The following is a 22,208-nucleotide window of genomic DNA, read 5'->3' as shown; positions in this document are numbered from 1 at the left end:
CTTCACCTTGGTCTCGGCGGTGTCGAGCGCGCCGGCGGCGGTGTCGAGGGAGCCCGCGCAGTTCGTGAGAGCGAGGTGCAGCGCGTCGCCGGCCTTGCCGTACTGGCGTATGTAGTTGTCGAACGCCTCCGCCGAGACGCCATGCCAGGCATGGTCCACCCTGTTCACCGCGCGGGTGAGCTCGATGGAGTGGTCGTTCATGCCGCCCGCCGTGGTCCGCCACCGCTTGGCGATCGAGGTGATCGACTCCTTCGCGCCGTTGACCTTCGAGGCGATGGTGAGCAGTTCCGAGCTGCCGGGAACGACGGGAACGATCGGTTCCCTGTCGCCGCCCCTGTCGGTCAGCGATCCGCGGTCGTCGCTCATGAGCCGTTCACGCCCGGGTATTCGATGCCGCGGAGGTTCTCCTCCACGGCGCGCAGTGCCCGCTCGAAGTGGATATCAAGGTTCGCCACCTGGCCGAGCCCCTTCCAGCGTTGGTGCATAGCAGACAAATGCCGATCATAGAGGACAGAGATCTTTCCAGAGGTGGGCCATGCCCGCATTCGGGGGCGACGGGCGCGTCCGCCATCCCCTGTCCTCCGATGGCCGCCCGTCCGCCCGCGGGCGGGACGCCGCCCGCGCCGCTCCCCGGTTGCTCGCTTGATAATGAGTGTTATTTCTGCGTCAATTGATGTTTTTGTGGCTTATGGGCTCACCTGACCTGTTGAGGGGGTATCAGTGAACGATGAGTTCCGGATCACGATGGAGGGGCTGGCCGACGAGTACAACAAGCAGGCGGCCCAGCTCCGCGAGACGTACGGCAAGCTGAACGAGCTGACCGCGACCGCGCAGTCGGATGACCGGATGGTGACCGTCACCGTGGGCCCGCGCGGGCAGGTGCAGGGGATCGAGCTGGATCCGCGCGTCTACCGGAAGCTGTCGCCGTCGGAGCTGACCCGATCGATCATGGAACAGATCGGCGTGGCGACGGGCGAGGTGTCGGCCCGGACGCAGGAGCTGATGGCCCCGCTCGTGCCGGACGGCCTGCCGTACGAGGAGCTGTTCGGGGAGGGCGCGAGCTTCGAGTCGTTCCTGCCCCAGCCGGTGGACCTGCCGTCGAGGGAGCCGGAGGGCCGCCGGTGACGACGCCCGGCGGCTCCCCACGCGGAGCCCGGAACGTCGGCGGGGAAAAGCCGCGTACCAGGGCGAGCCGACAGACGCGTTCTCGCGGGAGGTGCGGCCCCTCAGCTCTCCTCCGGGGGTGACGGGGGCGCCAGGAAGGCGGTCTGCACCAGGCGCGCGCCGTGCCTCCTGTCGACGAAGTAGCCGCGGCCCGGCGGGAGCGGGTGGGGCCGGATGTTGCCGAACACGAAACCCTCGTCCTTGTTGCCCGACAGGACGACGGCGGGGCTGGCCATGTCCTTGATCTTCTGGATGACCGGATCGAACATGGCCCGGCCGACGCCGCCCATCGCGCGCGACATGACGAGGTGGAGCCCGATGTCGCGGGCCTGCGGCAGCAGTTCGGCCAGCGGCTGGAGCGGGTTGGACGAGGTCGCCACGAGGTCGTAGTCGTCGACGACGATGTACAGGTCCGAACCCTGCCACCAGCTTCTGGACCGCAGCTGCTCCGGCGTCAGGTTCGCCGGAGGCAGCCGCTTGAGCAGCGCGCCGCGCACGTCGTTGATCAGTTCGAGCGCCGCCGCGCTGGAGGCGGCGTAGCCGATGCGGTGCTCGGTGGCGGCGGAGTCCAGCAGCGCCCGCCGGTAGTCGATCACGATCATCATGGCCTGCTGCGGCGTCTGCCGGGCGACCAGGCCCTCGGTGATGAGCCGCAGCATGTTGGACTTGCCGCTCTCGGTGTCGCCCACCACGATGAAGTGCGGGTCGGCGTCGAAGTCCAGCATGACGGGCGACAGGGTGGCCTCGTCGATCCCGAGCGGGATCCGGTTCGGCCCGCTCTGTTCCGCGCCGGGCAGCGTCTCGGCGGCCAGCACCGCCGGCAGCAGCCGTACGGCGGGGGCGGTGGGCCCCTGCCAGGCGTCCCTGACGGCTTGGACGAGCGCGCGCACGCCGTCCGACAGGTCGTCGGCCTTCCGGACCCCGTCGATCCTGGGCAGCGCCGACAGGAAGTGCAGGCCCTCCCTGGTGAGGCCGCGTCCCGGAACGCCCTCGGGCACGGCCATCGACGCCTTGCGGTTGACCTCCGACTCGTAGGCGTCGCCGAGCTTGAGCTCCACCCGGGTGCCGAAGAGGTCGCGGATGCCCGGACGGAACTCCGACCACTTGTTGGTGGCGGCCACGACGTGGATGCCGTAGCCGAGGCCGCGGGCGGCCAGGTCGGTGATCACGGGTTCGAGCGACTCGAACTCCTGCCTGACGGTCAGCCAGCCGTCGACCACGAGGAAGACGTCGCCGAAGCGGTCTCCCTCGATCGTCCCGTCGGCGCGCAGGCGCCGGTAGGTGGTGATCGAGTCGATCCCCTGGTCGGTGAAGTCGCGCTCCCGCTGCTGCAGGAGGGTGGCGATCTCGGCCACCGTACGGCGGACCCGGTCGCCGTCCAGACGGCTGGCGATCCCGCCCAGGTGGGGCAGCCCCTCCAGCGAGGCCAGGGCGCCGCCGCCGAAGTCGAGGCAGTAGAACTGCACCTCACGGGGGGTGTGCATCAGCGCCATGCTGGCGATCAGCGTGCGCAGCACCGTGCTCTTGCCGCTCTGCGTCCCGCCGGCGACGCCGACGTGGCCGGCCGCCCCCGACAGGTCCAGCCAGAACGGGTCGCTCCGCTGCTCGAACGGTTTGTCGACGAGGCCCACGACGGCGTGCAGCTGGCCCCGGCCCACCCATCCGATCGTGCCCAGGCCGAGTTCGGGCGTCGCCGACAGGGGCGGGAGCAGGTGCGTGAGGGTCGGGGAATCGCCCAGCGGCGGCAGCCAGATCCGGTGGGCGGGCGGTCCCTGGTCATGCAGCCGGCTGACCACGAGGTCCAGCAGGGTGACCGAACCTCTTTCGGCCGGCGCGTCGGCCGCGGGCAGCTCCTTCTTGGGCTCCTCCACGACGGGAACCGGCGCGAAGTCCGGGCCGTACTCCACGACCTGCCGCAGGACGGGCTGGCCATCCGGCGTCACCCCCTGGCTGTGGTCCACCTGGTAGGTGCCGGACACGTAGGCGGCCTTGAACCGGGTCATCCCGGTGGTCTCGAACTTGAGATAGCCGTTTCCCGGGGCGGACGGCAGCTCGTAGGCGTCGGCGACGCCGAGCACGACCCGGCTCTCCATGGCGGAGAAGGTGCGCAGGCCGACCCGGTAGGACAGGTGGGTGTCCAGGCCGCGCAGCCGGCCCTCCTCCAGCCGCTGGGAGGCCAGCAGGAGGTGGACGCCGAGGGAGCGGCCGAGCCGCCCGATCATCACGAACAGCTCGATGAACTCGGGTTTGGCCGAGAGCAGCTCGCTGAACTCGTCGATCACGACGAACAGCGTGGGCATCGGCTTCAGGTCGACGCCCTGCTCGCGGGCGCGCTCGTAGTCGCGCAGGGAGGCGTAGTTGCCGGCGGCGCGCAGCAGCTCCTGGCGGCGGACCATCTCCCCGTGCAGGGCGTCGTACATGCGGTCGACGAGCGGCAGCTCGTCCTCAAGGTTGGTGATGACCGCCGAGACGTGGGACAGGGTGTCGAGACCGAGGAAGGTGGCGCCGCCCTTGAAGTCGACCAGGACGAAGTTCAGGATCTCCGACGAGTGGGTGATCGCCAGACCGAGCACCAGGGTCCGCAGCAGCTCGCTCTTGCCCGAGCCGGTGGCGCCGATGACCAGGCCGTGCGGCCCCATGCCGCCCTGCGCCGACTCCTTGATGTCGAGCTCGACCAGGCGCCCGTCCACGCCGAGGCCGATCGGCACCCGCAGCCGGTTGCGGCCCGCCCGGGGCCGCCACGTCACCGACGCGTCGAGGCGGTTCGGGTCGCCGACGCCGAGCAGGTCGGTCAGGGAGGTGTTCAGCGCGAGCACGTCCTGCGTCTCCCCGCCCTTGGCGGTCGAGACGCGCAGCGGGGCGAGCTGCCGGGCCAGGCCCTCGGTCCGCAGGAAGTCCAGCCGGTCGGGATCGCCGAGACGGGTCGAGCTCTCCTTGCCCGCGTGGTCGACCTTGATCATGTGGAAGCCGTCCGGCTGGATGTCCAGCCGGAGGGTGACCTTCTCCTCGATCGTCCCCGCCGACCCGGACAGGTCGATCACGGTGACGCCCTGGATGGCGTCGGTGCCGAGCTGGGAGTCGTGCGGCACGTGGCCGCCGTCGATGATCAGCACGTGGTACGGCAGGGCGTCGGCGGAGGCGCCGGGCTTGAACCGCGCGCGCTCCTTCAGCTCCGGGCCGAGCAGGTGGTCGAGCTGGGACAGGTCCTCGGCCATCAGCCGCACCTGGCCGGCCGCGTCGGTCTCCTCCGGGTGCAGCGCGTGGGGCAGCCACTTGACCCAGTCCCACTGGGTCATCCACTCCTTGCTCGCGCACACCATGACCCGCATGTCGTCCGGGGAGTGGAACACGGTCAGCTGGGCGATCATCGCCCGGACGAGCTCGCGTACGGCCAGCGGGTCGCCCGTCAGGTTGATCCGGGCGAAGGAGTGCAGGGCCACGGCCACCGGCAGCTCGGCCACCGTCGAGTGCGCCCGGACGAACCTTCGCAGCGCGCCGGACGTCAGGGCGTCCAGGTCCTCGATCGGCTTGGAGTCCGGGGGGATGAGCTGGATGGCGAGTTTCTGCACGCCGGTGCCGAGCCGTACCGTGCCGAAGTCGTCGTCGCGGGGCCGCCGTTCCCACAGGCGCTGGCTCATGGCGACCCACCACAGTGACTCGGGGGCGGGACCGCCCCACTCCAGGGCCGCGCGCTGCTGCTTGGCGGCCTGGCGCACCCTCTTGCGGACCTGGGAGAGATAGCGGAAGTAGTCGCGGCGCAGGTTGTTGAGCCGGTTCTTGCGCTCTCCCGACTGGCGGCCCATCTGGCCCAGGGACATGCCCACCATGGATATCGCGAACAGGCCGCTCGCGACGTACATGATCGGGTTGGTGTTGCCGCCGGCGGTGAACATCAGGCCCATCGCGGCGCCGCCGGCGATCATCGGCAGGTAGGTGAGCACCGCCATGAAGCCCTGCGGCTGGACCTCGGGGACCTCCGGCGGAGACTCGAGCAGGATCTCGCCCCGCGGAGGCTTGGGCGGCGGCCGGCGCTCCGGGCGCCGCACGATGACGATACTCACCCCTGGAATCGCCTTCCTGATCGTTTGCGCTACTTATTACCAGAAAACGGTTATCTGCGGCTGCCGCGCGTAATCCTCGCCGTCCCCGCTACCGTATCCGTGATGTCCGTGATGCCTGTGGTGAGAGGGATACGACTGTGAGGTCGCTGGCTCAACCGCCCGCTCAGGGGCCGATCACACAGGGCGCGCTGGCCCAGTTCGCCGCGCCGCTGCCGACGTTGTGCCACGTCACGATCGTGGCTCCGCGCAGGAAGGCCGACCTGGCGCTGCCCGCGGACATTCCACTGCCCCATGTCCTGCCCGGCCTGCTGCGCGCGGTGGGGGAGATCGGCGGCGACGCGGCGGCCGGTCCCGGGTGGGTGCTCCAGCGGCTCGGCGGGGCACCGCTCGACCTCGGACAGAGCCTGGGGACCCTGGGCGTGCTCGACGGCGAGGTGCTCTACCTCAGGCCGCAGGAGGCCGTGCTGCCTCCCGCGCTGTTCGACGACGTGGCCGACGTGGTCGCCACCGGGGTCCAGGAGGGCTCCGACAAATGGGGTCCGCGGCACACCCGCCTGGTCGGGGTGGGAGCCGCTATCGCGCTCCTGCTCACCGGGGTGGCGGCCCTGGTGCTGGCCGGGCCGCCGTGGACGCCCGCCGCCGTGGTCGCCGTGGTCTTCGCGGTCCTGCTGATCGCCGCGGGCGCCGCGATCTCCCGGGCGGCCGGCGACTCCCCGGCGGGTGCGCTGATCGGCTACGCGGCGCTGCCGTACGGCCTGCTGGCCGGATTGCTGGCACCGTCGGCGGCCGGGGGGCTGGGGGGACTCGGCGCGGCGCACATGCTCGCCGCCTTCGCCTCCGTCGGCCTCGTGGCGACCATCGCCGTGATCGCGATCGCCGACGGCGTGCCGGTCTTCCTCGGCGTCGCCATCGCCTCGATGACCGGAGCGGTGAGCGCGGCCGTCGTGATGGTGTTCCAGGCGCCCGCCGCCGGGGTGGCCGCGGTCACCGTCGCGATCCTGCTGGCGTTCACCCCGCTGATCCCGGTCCTGTCGTTCCGGCTCGCCCGCGTGCCGACGCCGACGATGCCCACCACCGCCGACGAGCTGCGCAACGACAACCAGGAGGTCGACGGCCCGCTCGTCGAGGAGCGCACCGCCCACGCGCTGAGCTACGCGACCGGGATGGTCGCCGGAGTGGCGCTGGTGGCACTGGTGGCGCAGGCCTATCTCGTCATGCACGGCGGATGGGTCGCCACGGCCAACGCGCTGACGCTGTCGCTGACCCTCATCATGCGGACCCGCGTCTTCCACGGGTTCGGCCAGCGGCTCTGGCTGATGATCTCCGGTGTCTCCGGGCTCGTCATGTTCGCGATCTCACAGGCCGCCGGCGGGGGAGGTCCCACCGCGATCATCGTGGTGATGGGACTGCTGGGCGCCGCGGCGATCTGCGCGGGCCTGGGCATGTGGCTGCCGGTCGGCAAGCCGACCCCGTTCTGGGGGCGTGCCGGGGACATCGTCGAGCTCCTGCTGATCATCGCGCTGTTCCCGCTGGCCCTCGGCGTGCTGGAGGTCTACTCCTGGGTGCGCGGCCTGTCCGGCTGAGCCGCCGGGCCCGGCCCTGCCCGACCTCCGTCGCCGTGTTCTTCTGTCCGCATTGCGCCGATAGTGAGGGTGCGGTTAGCTTGCTCCGGAAGTGGCCGGTCGTCACTCGTGAGACCGGTGGTGCCCATGTGGAGGGAATCGGTCAATGCAGGAGTTCGGGGACTTCGCGAACATTGATATCGACAAGCTCCTGAAGGGAGCGGACGAGCAGTTCGCGCGCATGGAGGAAGTACAGAAGGGCATGGCCGACCTCGTCGGGCGCGCGCAGGACGACGACGGCCTGGTCACCGTGGAGTACGCCGCCGAGGGCGTACGCGAGCTCCAGCTGCACCCCAAGGCGATGCGGCTGAGCGCGGGCGAGCTGGCCGACAAGATCAAGGACGTCATCGCCGCCGCCACCATGGATCTGCAGAAGCAGGCCAACGAGGTCATGGCCGAGGTGTTCGGTGAGGAGGACAATCCGATGTCCTACATCAACGACCCGGACAAGGCGATTAACCAGATCAAGGACGCGGAAGCCGCCTACAACCGGACATTCGAGGACGTGATGGGCGAGCTCGACAGCATCCGCCGCCGCATGGACCTGTAGCCGCCGGAAATCCCGCGCCCGCGAACACCCGATCCGGGTCCGTTCGCGGGCGTGCGCCGAAGGAGTTGTGCCAGGTCGGGGCGGAGTCAGATCCCGGCGGACAAACTCGAGGGGAGCCGGCTCGACGAGCTGGTCTCCTGCGGCAGGTTCTTGATGACAGCCTGCTCGAAATCGGGAGTCTTGTCCTGGTTGGTGGGCGTCACTTCATTGAAGTCGCTGCTCATGATCTGAGAAATTATAAAACCGGCGAACCCGACTATTCCTGCGGCGGACCCCCAGGCTCTGGCGTTATTTTTAAATATGTTCGCCGCCGCTATCCTCAGCCTCGCGAGAAGCATTGTCGCGACCGCTTCGCCGGCGGCGGCTGCGGCCGGACCGAAGAGCAAGGCAGACCTTTTCGCCACTGCGAATCCGAGAAAAATGCATGACAGCGCCAGGCAGGCCCCTGCCCCTACCGCCGACATCGTCGCCACCCCTCCCAAAGCGCGGGAGAGATCCGTGATGCACGCCTTACTGCGATCTATTTGCTCGCAATATTCCTTGACTACCGCGTCGTGCTCCTCCCGCCCCATCTTCTTCCAATGCTCATCATCTACCGCCGTGTCTGCGGTTTTCACGCTCTTCTTCGTTTCATCGAGATCGCGGATCAGCTCCTCGAGTCCTTTTACGAGAGCATCGATGTCGCTCGGACTGGAGAGCATGACGCCGGTCTGCAACATGAGCGTTCTGCCGACCGTGGCGAACGCGAGATTGGGTGTGGCGATCGCCATGCCGCCGGAGGTCGTTGCCAGGGCGGTAGTGTACGCCCCGGCTCCGAGGTGGTGCATGAAACCCATGCTCTGCTCCTGTCAGACGTCCTTGACCGTACTGGCTTCATTGGCGTCTTTCACGACCTGGGCTCCCTGATTCATCTGATAGCTCAGGTTCGTATCCAACTGCCTCTTGGCTTTACCGAGGTACTCCGACACGCTGGTGCGGACCGTATCGTACGCGGACGTGAGACCCATTGTGCCGAGAAGGCCGAATCCAGGGAAATTCGGATGAAGGCCCTGAGACTTGTTATAGGCGTTGGCGATATGACTGCCTTCACCGCCGATTGACTCGTACTTCTTCCCGAGTGCCTTCAGTGATCCTTCATCTGCTTTACGCCATTCACCATTCACGCCACCCGACCCGAGTACTTGCTCTCGCCGCTGGGCGGCTGCTTCCTTCTTCTGAGCCTCAAGATCTTTCTTGTTTTTATCGTCGATCTTCTTCTGCGCTGCTTCGGCGGCCTTTTTCTGCTCATCGGTCAGAGCCGAGGTGTCGGGGACGCCGCTGCCCCCACTCGGGAGGCCGCCGCCACCGCCTCCGGACGGCGTCGCGGGCAGGTCCGGCGTCGTCGGTTCGGCAGGTGTGCCACCTGTGCCCGCAGGCGAAGTCACATCCGGGGTCTCCGGCACGTCCGGGGTCTCCGGCACGTCCGGGGTCTCCGGCACGTCCGGGTCCTTGGGGTCGTCGGGGTTGTTCGGGTCCTTGGGGTCGTCCGGGTCCTTGGGGTCGTCCGGGTCCTTGGGGTCGTCCGGGTCCTTGGGGTCGTCCGGATCCTTGGGGTCGTCCGGGTCCTTCGGGTCCTCGGGGTCCTTGGGGTCGTCCGGGTCCTTGGGGTCGTCGGGGTCGCCGGGGTTGTTCGGGTCCTTGGGGTCGTCCGGGTCCTTGGGGTCGTCGGGGTCGCCGGGGTTGTTCGGGTCCTTGGGGTCGTCCGGATCCTTCGGGTCCTCGGGGTCCTCGGGGTCCTTGGGGTCGTCCGGGTCGTCCGGATCCTTGGGGTCGTCCGGGTCGCCGGGGTTGTTCGGGTCGTCCGGGTCCTTCGGGTCGTCGGGGTCTCCGGGCTTGTCCGGGTTGTTTGGGCCGTTCGGGTCCGTGATGATTTCTATCTTGGGACCGTCGTCCGCGGCGCCCTGAGGCTCGACATACCCCGGCTCGGAGTCCTTGTCGGCGCGGACGTCGGAATCCACGGTCTGCAGGCGGATGACGTCGGACGTGTCGCCACCGGGGAGCGGGGAGGACCCGGAGTTCCCGAACGTGTCCCCGTAGACCGGGACCCCCGCTCCGCTGACGTCGGGCCGGATGACCTCCACCGAGCCGGTGGCGGGGAGATCGGATGATGGGGAGACCCCACCCCAGTTGAGCAGCTTGTCGATGTCCCGTTGTCCAGCCAAGTCCAGCCTCCACCCCGCGGCCCCTCAGAGATCGACAACAGTAGCCCAAGCGTGTTAGGCCGTACAGAAAGCGGGAAAGCGTCAGGTTCCACGCATACGGCACAGCCTGCGCCGCCGCACCGGCTTTCGGGCGGCCGTAAAGCACTGGCCTGCATGTTTGTCTAAAAGACACCAAAGCGTTGCATGTCTGTGATATAGATGCATGTTATCTATGTTGCGCTAGATCGCTAGCATGCCATTTGATGATGTTCGCGGCAGTAGTCCCGTCTGCCCGCCTATGTGGCATCGCGGCCGTATGGCTGACGCGAGGGCATGACGCCGCGACGAAGTAGCAGGCCCTATGTCACGGAGGTGGCCAGTGGCGGAAATCAAAGACATTTTCGATGAGAACAGCACGCACGGCCGGGATGCGGACAAGATCCGTGAGGCGTCGCTGCAGGTAGCCGACACCGCACAGTTCGTCGACGGCCTGCGCAGGAGGGTCAACGACGACACGGCGCTGCTGATGACCTCGGGCTGGCTCGGGCCGGCGGCCGGGAAGTTCAAGCTGGCGATGGAGGCGTGGGACACGCAGGCGCTGCGGATCCGGCAGGACCTGGAAACAATCGCCGAGAACATGGGCATGAACTCCGTCACGTATTCACAGGCTGACGATGACGTGCAGCAGGGCATGAACCGGGTTGACTCGCTCATCAACGCCGCCATCGAATCCAAGGGGCCGATGCCGGCCTAGTCCGCTAACGCTAGGTCGTGGGCGTAGTCCTGTCAGCAGCCAAGACTGGAGGCCAGAATGAACAACTCTTCCAACTACACCATGGTCAGCCATGTGCAGATGGAGAACACTAGAATCGCGCTTCTCAAGGTCGTCACCGAGATGGACCAGGCGACCGACGACCTCGTCACCCGGTTGAAGACCACGCTGGGGGGTCTGTGGAGCGGCAAGACGGCGGAATACTTCGAGGCCCACAGAATGATCTGGGACGACGCCGAGCGGGAGATGGGCCGGCGGCTCCATGAGGCCGCGACCGCCATCGGTGTCGCCAACGAGAACTACAAAAATGCTGAGCTGAAAAACCAGCGGATCTGGATGCAGCACTGACGCGATCAGTAAACGATCGCGCTCCTCTCGGTCACCGCGTCACGCGGTGACCGAGATCGTTTGTCTCCGGCGAGCATGAGCGACTCGTGGTTCGCCTTTCCTTCCGAGGAGAAACATGACCAGCAGAGACGCCATGTACGGAGGAGAGAAGGCTCTCAACCCCGATCCGAACTGGCCCGGGCTGGACGGTGGCGCATCCGTCTCCGAGTTCGACGCCGACCGGATGAGGAAGCTCGCGGGGGAGCTGGAGAGCTACATGCCGGGGATGAGGGGGCCCGCCTACTCCGAGGGTTACACCACCGGGTCCACGGAGGGCTTCAAGCCGGAGGCCATGCTGACCGAGCAGCAGCTCGGCGCATGGGAGGCGGCGAGCGCGTTCGCCAAGACGGTCGGTGCATCCTCTTCCGACGAGCAGGGGGGCAGAGCCATCGGGCATGTGTACGACCTGTTCGTCACCCGTCTCGAAGATGTCATCAGGGCGATTCGCGCGAACGCCGGCGAGTATGACGGTGCCAACCACGCGAACACCGGCGGGAACGGCACGAAGGCGTAGGGAAGGTCACTGTGGGTAGCGAATCGAAGGTCCTGATCATCCGGTCCTCTGCCGCGGTTCCGCAGGCGGGCGGCGTCACCCAGACCAAGGACCAGATCAAGGAGCTGCTGCGCAACACCTCGCCCACCAGCATCGACGACGCGGGCTTCGCCTACGGCAACGCCGCCGGGACCGTCGACCTCGTCTGCGGCGTCCTGCAGAGCGTCGCAGGCGAGCTCGCGAAGGTGTGGGGCGGGGAGACGGCGGTCGAGGTGCAGAAGGCGCTGCAGATGCTGCACGCCACCGGCACCGAGCTGGTCTCCAAGATGGAGCAGATGTCCACCACCCTCCGGTTGTACGGCGGGACCTACCTCCCCCAGGCCATCGAGAAGATCGACAAGCTGGAGAGTCAGGACACGACGTCGGCGGTCCCGCCCAGCGCCAACCCCGGCATGTCGCCGGCGGCGGCGGACGTGGAAGCGGCGGCGGCGGCGAAGAAAGCCGCCGACGAGGCCGCTCGCAAGGTGCTGCGGGAGCTCAACGAGAAGATCGTCGAGCTCTACAACACCCAGGTGCCCCCGCACGTCTCGTACGAGCTGCCGACCGTGTCACTGCCGGGCGGCCCTTCCTCGTATACGAAGACCCAGTACCCCGAGGGCGGCTCGCCGTACCAGGGCGACTCGGCCGGGTCCGGAACCGGCTCGGCGGGCTCCGGGACGGGCGGATCTTCCTGGTCTCCGGGCTCCGGCACGGGGAGCGGCGGATCGGGTGGCTCCGGCCCGGGCGGTTCGGGCCCGGGGGGCTCCGGTCCGGGCGGGTCAGGCCCAGGGGGTCCTGGCTCCGACGGGTCAGGTCCGAAGGGTTCCGACCCGGCTGATCCGGGGTCGAAAGGCACCGACCCCGGCGGGGCCGGTGCCGACGGCACGGGTTCGCCCGGCTCCGGTGCCGGTGCTCCGGGCGCCGACGGCGGGAACGGGCAGGGACAGGCTCCGGCCGACGGCGCGAACGGCTCCGATCACGGCAAGGACTCCGACGGCACCGCCCCGGCCGTGATCGGCGGGAACGAGGACGCCCCCAGGCACGACCCCCGGAGCACCGAGACGGCTAGCCTCACCCCGCAGCCGGTGACGACCATCGCTCCTCCCAACAGCGTCGTGCCCACCACCGTCGCGCCTCCCACCATTTCGGTCGGACCGACGAACGCCGTCTCCCCGGTCCTCGGTGTGGGCGGTCCGGGAGCCGGCGCGGGCTCGCTGGGCGTGGGCGGGGCCGGCTCCGCCACACTGGCGCGGGGCACCATCGGCAACGGCACGATGATGCCGATGACGCCGATGGGCGGGATGGGCGGGATGGGCCAGGAGGGCTGCGACGAGCATGAGAGATCGGTCTACCTGCCGGAAAAAGGTCCTTGGGAGAGCGAGCACGATGTGACCTCCTCATGCATCCGCTGATCACTGACTTCCTCGGAGGTGCCCATGGCACTCGAACTCGACCCTGACTGGCCCGGCCTGACCGCCAAGAACGATGTCAGCGGCAAGGGCAACCCCGAGCTGGCCCGGGAGGAGATCAAACGCATCGCCGGTGAGATACAGAAGATACTCGCGACGATGACCACCCTCACGAAGGAAGTTCCGGCGACCCAGGTCGCGTACGCCAAGGGCTCCACTCCGCCGCCGCTGCCGGGTCCGCCCGCCGGTGCCGGTTCACTGCCGGACCTGCAGCGGCAGTGCGCGCTCAGCGAGGTCCAGCTGGGGGAGTGGCCCGTCGCCCAGAGCTTCAGCATGGCGACCGTCTCCGCCTACGCGCAGCTCATAGGTGAGCCGGGGCAGGGCGGGGGTCTCTACTCCTCGTTGACCGAACGGTGCCAGGCGGTCATCGACGGGCTCGTCGAGTCGGCCAAGACATACGACGGCGCCGAGACAGCCAACCTGGAAGACGCCACGCGCCGCTACACCTGAGTGAGAGGGGAGCATCATGGCCGAGAAGCAGACCACACAGCTCAACTATTCCGGCCCCGCCCCGGACCCCAAGGTCGAGGGTGGGGGCTTCTTCGCGGACATGTTCCACTCGGATCTCGACCAGATCAAGAAGTGGATAGACAACACCAACCCGGACACGGTGCGGCGGGCGGGGCAGTATTACGTCGCGGGCAAGGGGGTGCTCGACGAGGCCGCGAGGCAGCTCAAGGAGAAGGCCACGGAGCTCGCCGAGCTCATGAAGGGGCCCGCGGCCGTCGAAACGCAGAAGGGGCTGCAGAGCCTGCACGCGAGCATGCGCGAACTCGGGGCCAAGCTGGGTGAGATGGGCGTGCCGCTGACTGAGTACGCGGACACCCTCAACTGGGCCCAGAGGAACCTGGTCGACTCCAGGTACCGCCACTCCAGGTCGGACCAGGGTTTCGAGGTCTCGGACTTCACCCCGTTTCTCGGGATCTCGTGGTCGGAGGACCGGGCCCGCGACCATCTCGAAGCGGTCAACAAAAAGATCGTCGAGCACTACCAGAAGCTCCCCGTCGAGGTGCAGCAGGCGCTGCCCAGCGTCACCCCGGTGAACATGCCCGACTTCGCGCCGGGCGGAATCACGGACTACACGGGGCGGCCTCCCAGTAACTACGGCTCGCCGTACGACCCGAACGGCGTGTATCCCAACGGGGTCAATCCGAATGACCTCGACCCGAACGGGGTCGACCCGAATGGCGCGTATCCGAACGGGGTCAATCCGAACGGCGCGTATCCGAACGGGGTCGACCCGAACGACCTCGACCCGAACGACCTCGACCCGAACGGGGTCGACCCGAACGACCTCGACCCGAACGGGGTCAATCCGAATGACCTCGACCCGAACGGGGTCGACCCGAACGGCGCGTATCCCAACGGGCTCAACCCCGACGGGACGTATCCGAACGGCGTCAACCCGAACGGCGCGTATCCCAATGGGATCAACCCCAACGGGCTCGACCCGTCGAAGACGAACCTCTCCCTGCCGGATCCGAACAACACCCGGCTCGCCGGTCTCGACGACCAGGCGATGTCCCGGCTGTCGAACCCTGATCTGTCCACCTCCACCTGGCCGAACTCCACGGGATACCAGGGGGCCGGGAACAACACGTCCGGCCACGGCGCGTCGGGCCCCATAGGGGGGTACGGCACGGGGAGCGGCGGAGCCGTGAGCGCCGACACCTTTGGCGCCGGATCCCGCACGGCGGGGAACAGCGGTATGTCGGGGATGGTTCCCCCCTTGGGGGGCGCAAGTTCCCCCAACCAGGAGGAGGACACGCAGCCGTCGGCCTACTGGCTTCCCGAACCCGATGAGTACTGGACCGGTTCTGCAAAGGATGTCTCTCCCACGACACTCGCCTGACGGCATCACGGTGATCGGGTGTCTCACGCGGCCGTAGGCAGGGCGCCGTGCCCGCTCCACCGGCCTGTACGGTGCCCGCGGAACCGCAGTAGCCTGTGCGAGCGATGTGATCATGGTTTTCAAGGGGCCGGCAGGACACCCCGGAAGTGCGAGTCTGAGGGACGGAAATGGGCGAGTTGCGCCAAGGTGAAGGTTTCGGGTACGGATCCGAAGGCCTCGATCAACTGGGCCGGGGCATCGGAGGTCACGCTCCGACGCTGGGGACGCTCGGAACCAAGACCGGCGGGATCTCTGTCGACTTCCCCGGCTTCGGCCTCGTCGGCCTAGGGCTCCAGTACACCCACGCCGATACCCGTGACAGCGCGGTGAAGGCCCTCCAGGCATGCAAGGACGTGGTGTGTTCCTGGGAGGACGGCTTCGTTCAGACCAAGAGGAATTACCAGGCCAGCGATGATCATTCGGGTGGCGGCAAGGAGGAGGGCGGCGGCAAGGAGGAGGGCGGCGGTAAGGAGAAGGGTGCGGGGCCGGGCGGTACGGACCTGAGCGGTTCCGGCCTGGGAGGGTCGGGTCTCGGCGATCTGGGTCTCGGTGGTTCCGGTCTGGGTGGTTCTGGCCTGAACCCGTACGACCCAACCTCTCCGAAGCAAGGTCCTCTCGATCTGACCGGCCCGAAGTCGCCTGACTATAAGTCGCCTGACTATAAGTCGCCCGACTATAAGACGCCTGACTATAAGACGCCTGACTATAAGACGCCTGACTATAAGACGCCCGACTACAAGACGCCTGACTACAAGACGCCTGACCTGGGCTCGTCCACTCCTGATCTGCCCAACTCGAAGATGCCCGACCTGGACTCATCCAAGATCGGCGACAACCTCGATCTGGAGAATCCGAAGACGAACCTGGCCGGCTACGATCCGAACGCCGTGACGACGACGCAGATGCCACAGGTGAAGAGCCCGGAGCCCGCGGCGTGGACGGGCGACCAGGGGGGGACGAGCGCCCCGGCCCGGACCGGTGGCATCTCGACCGGATCGGGGGGAACCGGCTCCTCCATGTCGGCCGGCACCAGCCTGCCCGGCGCCTCCGGGATGAACGGTATGCCGGGGATGATCCCCCCCGGGATGGGCGGCGGCGGCGGTGGGAACAACGACAATGAGCACGAGCCGTCCTCGCTGCTGACCGGGGACGAGAGTGATTACGGAGACGACGTGCCGGTCTCTCCCGCCGTGATCGGCGGGATAGAGTGATCGCCATATTTCCCTATGCCTGCCTGGTGTCCGGATAGGAGGTCTCCGTCATGGCCTACGAATCCGACAGGGCGATCTACATGACGTCGGCGGCGACGGCGCAGGCCGCCGCCGCCATACTCGCCCATCCCGCCGCCGTGCCCAGGCTTCTCCTGGCGAAGACCATCGCCGACATGATGGTCATGCTGGTGTCCAACCCGGGCGCCATGTGCAAGGCGTCGGAGGAGTGGTGCGGCTCGGACGACGGCGACGCCGATCTCGACGCCGTGGAGAAGGGCATCCGCGCGCTGAAGGTCAAGGCCAGGGAATATGAGGGGTGGGAGGGGGACGCCTGCGAGCTCTTCATCGACAAGATGGAGATCCTGCTGGATGAGCTTGAGAAGATGAAGAACTACCGCAACTCCTCCGGCCAGACCCTTCGGCAGGCCGCTGAGATCTACCATCACGGCGCCCAGTTCGTGGGCGGGGTGGCGGCGCTGATGTCGGGCCTGGCGGCCGCGTCGCTCATCCCCATCGCCAAGGGGGCCTCGAACCTCACCATCGCCACGGTGCTCAAGTCGGTCGGCAGAACCGTCCTGAGGATTTTCAGGATGAAGCTCAAGGTGCTCGCCGCCGCAGGTGTGATCCTCGCCGGCGTGAACGGCTACCAGCTCGCGCAGGCGCAGTTGCTCCCCGGCCTGAAGGCCCTGCCGGACAAGGCGCCCGAATTCAAGCGCGCCGGCACGGAGGGTTTCCCCTTCGGGCAGCAGGAGACCCTCTCCGTCTGAGGGCGCCGTCCCGGCCGTCCACGCGACCGCCTTCTCCCGTCTCCACCTTCACGGAGCCGGATGCGGCCCCCGCGGGTGTCCGCATCCGTCGTCCGCGGTGCGCGGTCATCCGCGCTTCACTGCCGAGGGGGAGCCACCGCCGAAGGGGCGATCTGCACGGGCGCCTTCGCCGCCGCCGGGTCGAGCGCCGGGCCCTCGGGGATGAGTTTCACGATCTGCGTCGGGAGCGGGGCGACGTCCTTCAGCTCGTAGCCGAGGCTGGGCAGCGTGTCCGCCGACAGGATGGCGTGCCGCCGTCCCTGGTCGCCGATCAGGTAGAGCGGCCTCATCGCCTCCGTCCTGCCGTTCCCCGGCAGCACCCCCACCAGGGCGCCGGCGCCGCGGGAGAGCGTCACCCGGTCGGCCACGTCCTGGTTGAACCATCCCTTCGGCGGCTGGGGGAGCGGCGCCGTGCTGCCGATCGTCAGGGTCGCCTGGGTCGAACCGCGTTCGGTGTCGGAGTAGACGGCGCAGAGCGGGCTCGTCGGGGACGAAGAGACGACCCTCGGCATGGACGCGGGAAGGCCGCTGACGCCGAGACGGGTGCCTGACTGCTTCGCCCCGTTCGCGGTCGCCGGGGCGATCTCCTTCGGCAGCGGTTCCGCGCGGCCGTACGCCTGCTTGATGGCCGGGTCGGCCAGCAGCAGGGTGGCCTGGAGGGGACTGACGTCCGCCAGGCCGTCGGCGAGCAGGACGTACCACTTGGCGGGCCCGCCCGCCACCGGCGGCACGGTGTACACCCTGCCGACCGCCGACCTCCTGCCGTCAGGGCCGCGCGCCGGGCCGCCGAGACCCGGGATCGCCGGACCCTCGAAGACGTGCCCCTCCGGCAGGGCGTTGAGCCAGGCCGCGGGGATCTGGCGGGGCTGCTCCTGGGTCAGTGCCCGCACGGTCCTGGCGGGCACCTTCAGCCGCTGGTTCGCCCACAGCAGCCAGGTCTGGCTCCCCTCCTTCTCCCTGACGACCATGGCCGAGCCCTGCTCGACCGGGGCGCCGCCGACGCGGAAGCCGCCGATCAGCGAGGTGTACGGCTTGCGCTCGCCGTTGGTGTCGACGGCCTCGGCGACGCACACCGACCAGGGAGCGCGGACCAGGCGGTCGCGGGCGGGCAGGGACTCGGGGGCGCCCAGGATGCCCACCAGCGTGCCGCGGTCGTACGTGGCGAGCGAGGCGGCGGTGACTGTGCGCACCTTCACGTCCTGTGTGTTCAGCAGCAGCCTGGCGGAGGTCACGTTGGTGACCGGGATCATCTTCTTCTGCGGGGCGCTGTAGACGTAGATTGCGCCCGTCTCCTCCTCCACGATCAGGTTCCCCGGATCGGTGAGCCCGGTGGCGTTGCCCGGGCGGATCAGGCCTATCACCCCGAAGACGGCCGTCACCAGCACCGCGACCAGGATTCCGCCGAACGTGGCCGTGTTGTGCCTGCGCATCGGCGACTCCGACACGTCTGGCTCCCCCTGGAGCAGGGCCATGCCCAGACGCTGCGTCATCAGCTTGTGCGCCTGATAAAGATCGCGACGGGTCTGCATCCCACCTCCGTCTCGCCGGACACGCGGTCGTCGACAGCATAGAAGCGTGATCGCGTAACGGCCTCACCGGAGTCGATGGTGAGGCGATGGTGAACGGCGGTTGTCCACGACGTTTCCGATCTTCGAAAGCATACTGAACAGGCTCGATGGACACGCGGGACAGCAGGGATCAGGTGATATGAGATATCACGAAAGGGTTTTCGATCTCTGGAGGATGGCGCGTGACCCAGAACAGATACGTCACGTCGAAGGCGATCAAGTCGATCGGCGCCGAGCTGGACGCCGACGTCATTCCGGAGATCAAGGAGTTGCGCCTGATCCTGGACAGCACCGACCTGGGGGGCCTCGGCTGGGGCGCCATCGGTGAGCTGCTGATCGGCCTGCGCTACCGCCATGTCCAGGAGACCGTCGAGGAGAAGTTCGCGCAGGCGGTGGCGGTGTTGGAGTCCTGGCAGGAGGCGCTGGACGTGGTCGAGGCCAACTGGCGGACCGCCGAGGACAGAAGCGTCGTCGTCTACCAGTGATCCGGAAGGTCTGACATGCCGGTGCCGCCGGGAAAGAAGCCGACCCCCCTGACCGCGACCCGGAGCGCGAAGGGGGTGATGGTCAACTCCGCGAAGGTCCTCAGCAGCCTGGAGAAGGGGACCAGGCTGATGCCCACGGCCTGGGCGGGGGTGGCGGTCGCGGCGACCGCGGTTGCCAACGTGCCCGGCATGGCCGACATCTACAACAACTGGACCTCTCTCCACTCGCGCCTCGACACCGCCGTCAAGAGCTACCTGGCCGACCTGAAGACCAAGGGCAAGGACGGCTGGATCGCCGAGGACCGCGACGCGTTCGACGACGCCGTCCAGAAGTACCAGGAGGAACTGGAGAGCCTGCGCGGCTACATCAAGAACATCGCCGACATCGTGGACGAGCTCGGCGACTCCTATCGCGCCTACTGGGTGGCGATCGGCCAGCTCGCCGTGCTCCTGCTCGCCCTCTCCGGGATCGCCGCCCTCATGCTCGCGACGCCCTTCGCGGGGTCGGCCGTCCTCAACCTGCGGATGCTCGGCCTCCTGGCCAGCAGGATGATCGCCGCCTCGACCGGCGCCCTCGGCAGGACCATCGTCAGTGTGGTCAGCAGCAGCATGTCGATCTACTTCTCCGGCAAGGCATGGATGCAGTCGTTCAACCTGGAGCCCACCGGCCTGGCGAAGGTCGATTTCACCCAGGCCCGGATCAGGACCAACGGCCTGCCCTCCTTCCAGAAGCCACCGCCCCAGCAGCCCGGACAGGCGCCTCAGCTTCCCGCGTACGGAACGTTCGAGTGGCTGTCCCCCAAGAAAGAACTCCCGGAGCATTACAAGTGATGAACTTCAACCCCGACCACCTGCGCCTGGAAAGCCTGGAAGACCTGGAAGAGGTCGTACGGCAGAGCGAGGAGGCGCTGACCCGGCTCGGCGGCGTCCACAGCGAGCTGGCGGCCGTCACGGGTGAGGGGTTCGGCGCGGACGGACTCGCACGGGCCGTCGTCGACGGCGTCGGCCGCATCCAGCGGATCACCTTCGAGCCGCGCATCACGCGTCTGGACAGCCACCTGATCGCCGAAGCGGCGACGGAGGCGGTCCGGGCCGCTCAGGAGGACGCCCAGCGCCAGAACGAGGAGTTGCTCCGGGCGGCGACGGGCGGCGAGCCGCTCACCCTCGACATGGACCAGGCGCGTCGGCGGTTCGAGGAGATCGGCGAGGACCTGGTGCGTGCCCTGCGCGACCTGAACAGCCACGACTGAGCGGCCCGCAAGACGGAGGCCTCCTCCCCGGGTGAGGGGAGGAGGCCTTCACGATGACGTCGTCAACCCGGGCAGGTCTGCCGGGTCGGGGGTGTCATCCGCAGTTGGCCCAGCTGCTGGTGCCGGTGCTGCCGCCGGGGCCGCCGCCGCTGAAGCGGACGCACTTGCCCTTGGAGGAGAGGATGACGCCTCCGGCGTAGTACTCGTAGTTGCCGCGTTCGGTCTTGGCGCCGCCGCCTTGGACTTCGAGGGTGGCCCAGACGGTGGTGGCGGTGCCGACGTCGGCGCTCTTCATGGTGACGACGCAGTTGGAGCCGGTGGAGGCGTTGTAGAGCTGGTAGGTGGTTCCGCCGGGGAAGGAGGCGGAGCGCTGGACGTAGTAGCCCGATCCGCAGGCTTGCTGCGGGGTGTAGGGGTTGGAGCGCGCGGCCGGCGGGGCCGACGACTTCGTCGGACTCGGCTTCGGGGTCGGCTTGACGGCCGGCGGGGTGGGCTTCGGTGTCGGTTTCGGGGTCGGCTTGACGGTGGGCTGCGCGGTCTTGGTGGGTTGCGCGGGTTTCGTGGGCTGCGCGGACCTGGTGGGCTGCGCGGACTTGGTCGGCTGTGCGGTCTTGGTGGGTTGCGCGGGTTTCGTGGGCTGCGCGGACCTGGTGGGTTGCGCGGTCTTGGTGGGCTTGGCCGGCGTCGACGGCGGAGCCTGCGAGGGCTTCCGCGTCGGGCTCGCCTTCTGCGTGGGGCTCGCCTTCCGCGTCGGCTCCGTCGTGGGCTTGGCGGCCGGTCCTCCGGTCGGCTTGGACGTCCGGCTGGGCTTGGCGCTCCGGGTGTTCCTGGGCGTGTTCCTGGGCTTGGCCGTGGACGTGGGCGGAGTCTTGGCGCCGGCCTTCCGCGTGGCCTCCGGCGCGGTGGGGACCGGGAACGTCGGCACCGGGATCGGCGGCGCGGTGACGGGGGAGGTCGTCGACGAGGCCGGGACCGTCGGGCTGCCCGTGTCCAGCTGTATCGGCCCGACATCCGGGTTCTGCGGCTCCGTCGTGGCGTCCGAGGGCACGGTCATCTTGTCCGCCGACGTGTTCGCGCCACCCTGCCCGTCCTGCTGCGGCAGGCCCTGCCCCTGGCCCGACGGCGCGGAGAGGACGCCGGAGATCTTTCCTTCGGCGGCCGTCCGCCCCATGGCGCCGAGGGAGCCGTAGTTTCCGGCGGCCCACAGGCCGAGTCCGGACAGCAGGGCGACCACGCCGACGCAGGCGGCCAGCATGAGGGGGAAGCCCCCGGTCTTCGGCCGTTCCCGGACGGGCGCGGCCTCCGGCGGCGCGGCCACGCCCGCCGGGGGCATGCTCCCCGGGAGCGTCGGAGCCCCCCAGACCGGCAGCGCCGTCGGCCGCGCCGACGCGTCCGCTATGGCCGCGGGGACCGCCGCCTCCGGGGAGTTCCGCTCCGTTCCGGATCCGGCCGTACGGTCGCCCTCGGCGGGGGTGAGGGGCGCTGGCCGCTCGCCGAGGAGGCGGAGCATGGCGGCCTTGGTGTCGGGGCGCTCGTGGGGGTTCTTGTCGAGACACGAGGTCAGGAGGGCGGCTAGTTCGGGCGGGAGGCCGGTGAGGTCGGCGGAGCCCTCTCGTACCCTGCCGGTCTCCCCGCCGAAGGGCGGCTGCCCGGTGGCGGCGTAGGCGAGGGTGGCGGCCCAGGAGAAGAGGTCCGCGGGCCTGCCGAGGCCGGGAACGGCAGCGGTGGCGGTGGCGGTGGCGGTGGCGGGGCTGAGCTCGGTGTGCGGGGGCCCGGCCTGTGAGGGGTCGGCCTGTGGAGGCTCGGTGTGCGGGGGATCGGTCTGGGGTCCGGCCTGTGAGGCGTCGCTCTGTGGGGGGCCGGCCTGTGAGGCGTCGGCCTGTGAGGCGTCGGTGTGCGGGGGCCCGGATAGGAGAGCGGGCTCGGCGTGCAGGTTTTCGGGGGCGCGGTAGTCGGGTTCGGTGTCGGTGGCGCCGAGGCCGATGTCGCAGACGCGGGGTCCGTCGGGGCCGAGGATGACGGTGTCGGGGGTGAGGGCGCCGTGGGTGAGGCCGGCCAGGTGGATGGCGGTGAGCGCGGTGAGGGTGGTGACGGCGAGGTGTTCGAGGGCGTCGCCGGTCAGGGGGCCGTCGGCGGCGACGGCCTGGCGCAGGGAGCGGCCTTCGACGTGTTCGCGGACGATGTAGGGGGAGTCGTCGGACCAGCCGACTTCGATGAGTTTGGCGGTGTGGGCGCCGGAGACGCGTTTGGCGGCGTGGAG

At 68.7% G+C, this 22,208-nt stretch carries 21 protein-coding genes; 14 read left to right on the top strand and 7 right to left on the bottom strand.

Annotated elements, in window-relative coordinates:
- Together BM085_RS41490 and BM085_RS47120 are read right to left on the bottom strand one after the other, a co-directional pair.
- Nucleotides 1-366, bottom strand: a 366-nt coding sequence (locus BM085_RS41490) for a WXG100 family type VII secretion target (RefSeq protein WP_177245536.1), incomplete at its 3' end; no start/stop codon positions are given.
- Nucleotides 363-494 (bottom strand): hypothetical protein, encoded by a 132-nt coding sequence (locus BM085_RS47120; RefSeq protein ID WP_281249916.1) that lies wholly within the window; start codon nucleotides 492-494, stop codon nucleotides 363-365. The genes BM085_RS41490 and BM085_RS47120, both read right to left, overlap by 4 nt.
- 226 nt (nucleotides 495-720) lie before the next feature.
- On the opposite strand from BM085_RS47120, the gene BM085_RS41485 reads away from it, so the two are divergent.
- Nucleotides 721-1,125, top strand: a complete 405-nt coding sequence (locus BM085_RS41485; protein ID WP_093892216.1) for a YbaB/EbfC family nucleoid-associated protein — start codon at nucleotides 721-723, stop codon at nucleotides 1,123-1,125.
- A gap of 101 nt (nucleotides 1,126-1,226) precedes the next feature.
- Here the strand turns inward: BM085_RS41485 and eccCa are convergent, their stop codons facing one another.
- Nucleotides 1,227-5,225: a type VII secretion protein EccCa gene (gene eccCa / locus BM085_RS41480; RefSeq protein WP_093892215.1), complete on the bottom strand. Its 3,999-nt coding sequence runs from the start codon at nucleotides 5,223-5,225 to the stop codon at nucleotides 1,227-1,229.
- Nucleotides 5,226-5,362: 137 nt separating this feature from the next.
- On the opposite strand from eccCa, the gene eccD reads away from it, so the two are divergent.
- Together eccD and BM085_RS41470 are read left to right on the top strand one after the other, a co-directional pair.
- Complete coding sequence (gene eccD / locus BM085_RS41475) at nucleotides 5,363-6,808, top strand: type VII secretion integral membrane protein EccD (protein WP_093892214.1); 1,446 nt, start codon at nucleotides 5,363-5,365, stop codon at nucleotides 6,806-6,808.
- Nucleotides 6,809-6,953: 145 nt separating this feature from the next.
- Nucleotides 6,954-7,397 carry a YbaB/EbfC family nucleoid-associated protein gene (locus BM085_RS41470; protein ID WP_093892213.1) on the top strand — a complete coding sequence of 148 codons (444 nt, stop codon included), beginning with the start codon at nucleotides 6,954-6,956 and terminating at the stop codon, nucleotides 7,395-7,397.
- 86 nt (nucleotides 7,398-7,483) lie between these two features.
- Here BM085_RS41470 and BM085_RS41465 read toward each other — a convergent pair whose 3' ends face one another.
- Nucleotides 7,484-8,233 (bottom strand): hypothetical protein, encoded by a 750-nt coding sequence (locus BM085_RS41465; RefSeq protein ID WP_093892212.1) that lies wholly within the window; start codon nucleotides 8,231-8,233, stop codon nucleotides 7,484-7,486.
- Nucleotides 8,234-8,245: 12 nt separating this feature from the next.
- Complete coding sequence (locus tag BM085_RS45610; protein WP_218158980.1) at nucleotides 8,246-9,598, bottom strand: hypothetical protein; 1,353 nt, start codon at nucleotides 9,596-9,598, stop codon at nucleotides 8,246-8,248.
- A gap of 358 nt (nucleotides 9,599-9,956) precedes the next feature.
- Between BM085_RS45610 and BM085_RS41455 the strand changes: the two genes are divergently transcribed.
- From BM085_RS41455 to BM085_RS41420, 8 genes are all read left to right on the top strand, one after another.
- Nucleotides 9,957-10,331, top strand: coding sequence for a WXG100 family type VII secretion target (locus BM085_RS41455; protein WP_177245533.1), 375 nt, complete (start codon nucleotides 9,957-9,959; stop codon nucleotides 10,329-10,331).
- Nucleotides 10,332-10,388: 57 nt separating this feature from the next.
- A complete protein-coding gene (locus BM085_RS41450; RefSeq protein ID WP_093892209.1) occupies nucleotides 10,389-10,697 on the top strand; it encodes a WXG100 family type VII secretion target in 309 nt (102 codons plus the stop codon).
- Nucleotides 10,698-10,812: 115 nt separating this feature from the next.
- A complete protein-coding gene (locus BM085_RS41445; RefSeq protein ID WP_093892208.1) occupies nucleotides 10,813-11,250 on the top strand; it encodes a hypothetical protein in 438 nt (145 codons plus the stop codon).
- Nucleotides 11,251-11,261: 11 nt separating this feature from the next.
- Complete coding sequence (locus BM085_RS41440) at nucleotides 11,262-12,680, top strand: WXG100 family type VII secretion target (protein WP_093892207.1); 1,419 nt, start codon at nucleotides 11,262-11,264, stop codon at nucleotides 12,678-12,680.
- Between the two features lie 24 nt (nucleotides 12,681-12,704).
- Complete coding sequence (locus tag BM085_RS41435; protein WP_093892206.1) at nucleotides 12,705-13,187, top strand: hypothetical protein; 483 nt, start codon at nucleotides 12,705-12,707, stop codon at nucleotides 13,185-13,187.
- Nucleotides 13,188-13,203: 16 nt separating this feature from the next.
- Nucleotides 13,204-14,589, top strand: coding sequence for a WXG100 family type VII secretion target (locus BM085_RS41430; protein WP_093892205.1), 1,386 nt, complete (start codon nucleotides 13,204-13,206; stop codon nucleotides 14,587-14,589).
- Nucleotides 14,590-14,756: 167 nt separating this feature from the next.
- Nucleotides 14,757-15,839, top strand: coding sequence for a hypothetical protein (locus BM085_RS44030; RefSeq protein ID WP_143121321.1), 1,083 nt, complete (start codon nucleotides 14,757-14,759; stop codon nucleotides 15,837-15,839).
- 50 nt (nucleotides 15,840-15,889) lie between these two features.
- Nucleotides 15,890-16,606 (top strand): hypothetical protein, encoded by a 717-nt coding sequence (locus BM085_RS41420; RefSeq protein WP_093892203.1) that lies wholly within the window; start codon nucleotides 15,890-15,892, stop codon nucleotides 16,604-16,606.
- A 116-nt stretch (nucleotides 16,607-16,722) separates the two neighbouring features.
- On the opposite strand, the gene eccB is transcribed toward BM085_RS41420, so the two are convergent.
- The gene (eccB, locus tag BM085_RS41415; protein WP_093892202.1) at nucleotides 16,723-18,174 is read right to left on the bottom strand and encodes a type VII secretion protein EccB; all 1,452 of its coding nucleotides are present in this window, start codon (nucleotides 18,172-18,174) and stop codon (nucleotides 16,723-16,725) included.
- Between the two features lie 221 nt (nucleotides 18,175-18,395).
- Here eccB and BM085_RS41410 point away from each other — a divergent pair, with 221 nt between their 5' ends.
- From BM085_RS41410 to BM085_RS41405, 3 genes are read left to right on the top strand one after another with little or no spacing between them, the layout of a single operon-like run.
- Nucleotides 18,396-18,698, top strand: coding sequence for a hypothetical protein (locus BM085_RS41410; protein WP_093892201.1), 303 nt, complete (start codon nucleotides 18,396-18,398; stop codon nucleotides 18,696-18,698).
- A gap of 15 nt (nucleotides 18,699-18,713) precedes the next feature.
- Nucleotides 18,714-19,529 (top strand): hypothetical protein, encoded by an 816-nt coding sequence (locus BM085_RS45080; protein ID WP_177245532.1) that lies wholly within the window; start codon nucleotides 18,714-18,716, stop codon nucleotides 19,527-19,529.
- Nucleotides 19,529-19,948, top strand: coding sequence for a YbaB/EbfC family nucleoid-associated protein (locus BM085_RS41405; RefSeq protein ID WP_177245531.1), 420 nt, complete (start codon nucleotides 19,529-19,531; stop codon nucleotides 19,946-19,948). The genes BM085_RS45080 and BM085_RS41405 overlap by 1 nt, the downstream gene beginning before the upstream one ends.
- Before the next feature lie 94 nt (nucleotides 19,949-20,042).
- On the opposite strand, the gene BM085_RS47115 is transcribed toward BM085_RS41405, so the two are convergent.
- A partial coding sequence (locus BM085_RS47115; RefSeq protein ID WP_093892199.1) for a serine/threonine protein kinase occupies nucleotides 20,043-22,208 on the bottom strand: 2,166 nt, incomplete at its 5' end.

The organism is Streptosporangium canum (assembly GCF_900113865.1).
In the GTDB taxonomy this organism is placed as follows: Bacteria; Actinomycetota; Actinomycetes; order Streptosporangiales; family Streptosporangiaceae; genus Streptosporangium; species Streptosporangium canum.
Note: the sequence above shows the minus strand (reverse complement) of the source record. Positions and strands in the feature narration are given on the sequence as shown.

Bases quoted from the DNA above. Each gene is read 5' to 3' on its own strand.
- BM085_RS41405 (WP_177245531.1), top strand. From the start codon at position 19,529: ATGAACTTCAACCCCGACCACCTGCGCCTGGAAAGCCTGGAAGACCTG.
- eccB (WP_093892202.1), bottom strand. From the start codon at position 18,174: ATGCAGACCCGTCGCGATCTTTATCAGGCGCACAAGCTGATGACGCAG.
- BM085_RS41470 (WP_093892213.1), top strand. From the start codon at position 6,954: ATGCAGGAGTTCGGGGACTTCGCGAACATTGATATCGACAAGCTCCTG.
- BM085_RS41435 (WP_093892206.1), top strand. From the start codon at position 12,705: ATGGCACTCGAACTCGACCCTGACTGGCCCGGCCTGACCGCCAAGAAC.
- BM085_RS41420 (WP_093892203.1), top strand. From the start codon at position 15,890: ATGGCCTACGAATCCGACAGGGCGATCTACATGACGTCGGCGGCGACG.
- BM085_RS41450 (WP_093892209.1), top strand. From the start codon at position 10,389: ATGAACAACTCTTCCAACTACACCATGGTCAGCCATGTGCAGATGGAG.
- BM085_RS44030 (WP_143121321.1), top strand. From the start codon at position 14,757: ATGGGCGAGTTGCGCCAAGGTGAAGGTTTCGGGTACGGATCCGAAGGC.
- BM085_RS45080 (WP_177245532.1), top strand. From the start codon at position 18,714: ATGCCGGTGCCGCCGGGAAAGAAGCCGACCCCCCTGACCGCGACCCGG.
- BM085_RS41430 (WP_093892205.1), top strand. From the start codon at position 13,204: ATGGCCGAGAAGCAGACCACACAGCTCAACTATTCCGGCCCCGCCCCG.
- BM085_RS41445 (WP_093892208.1), top strand. From the start codon at position 10,813: ATGACCAGCAGAGACGCCATGTACGGAGGAGAGAAGGCTCTCAACCCC.
- BM085_RS41465 (WP_093892212.1), bottom strand. From the start codon at position 8,233: ATGGGTTTCATGCACCACCTCGGAGCCGGGGCGTACACTACCGCCCTG.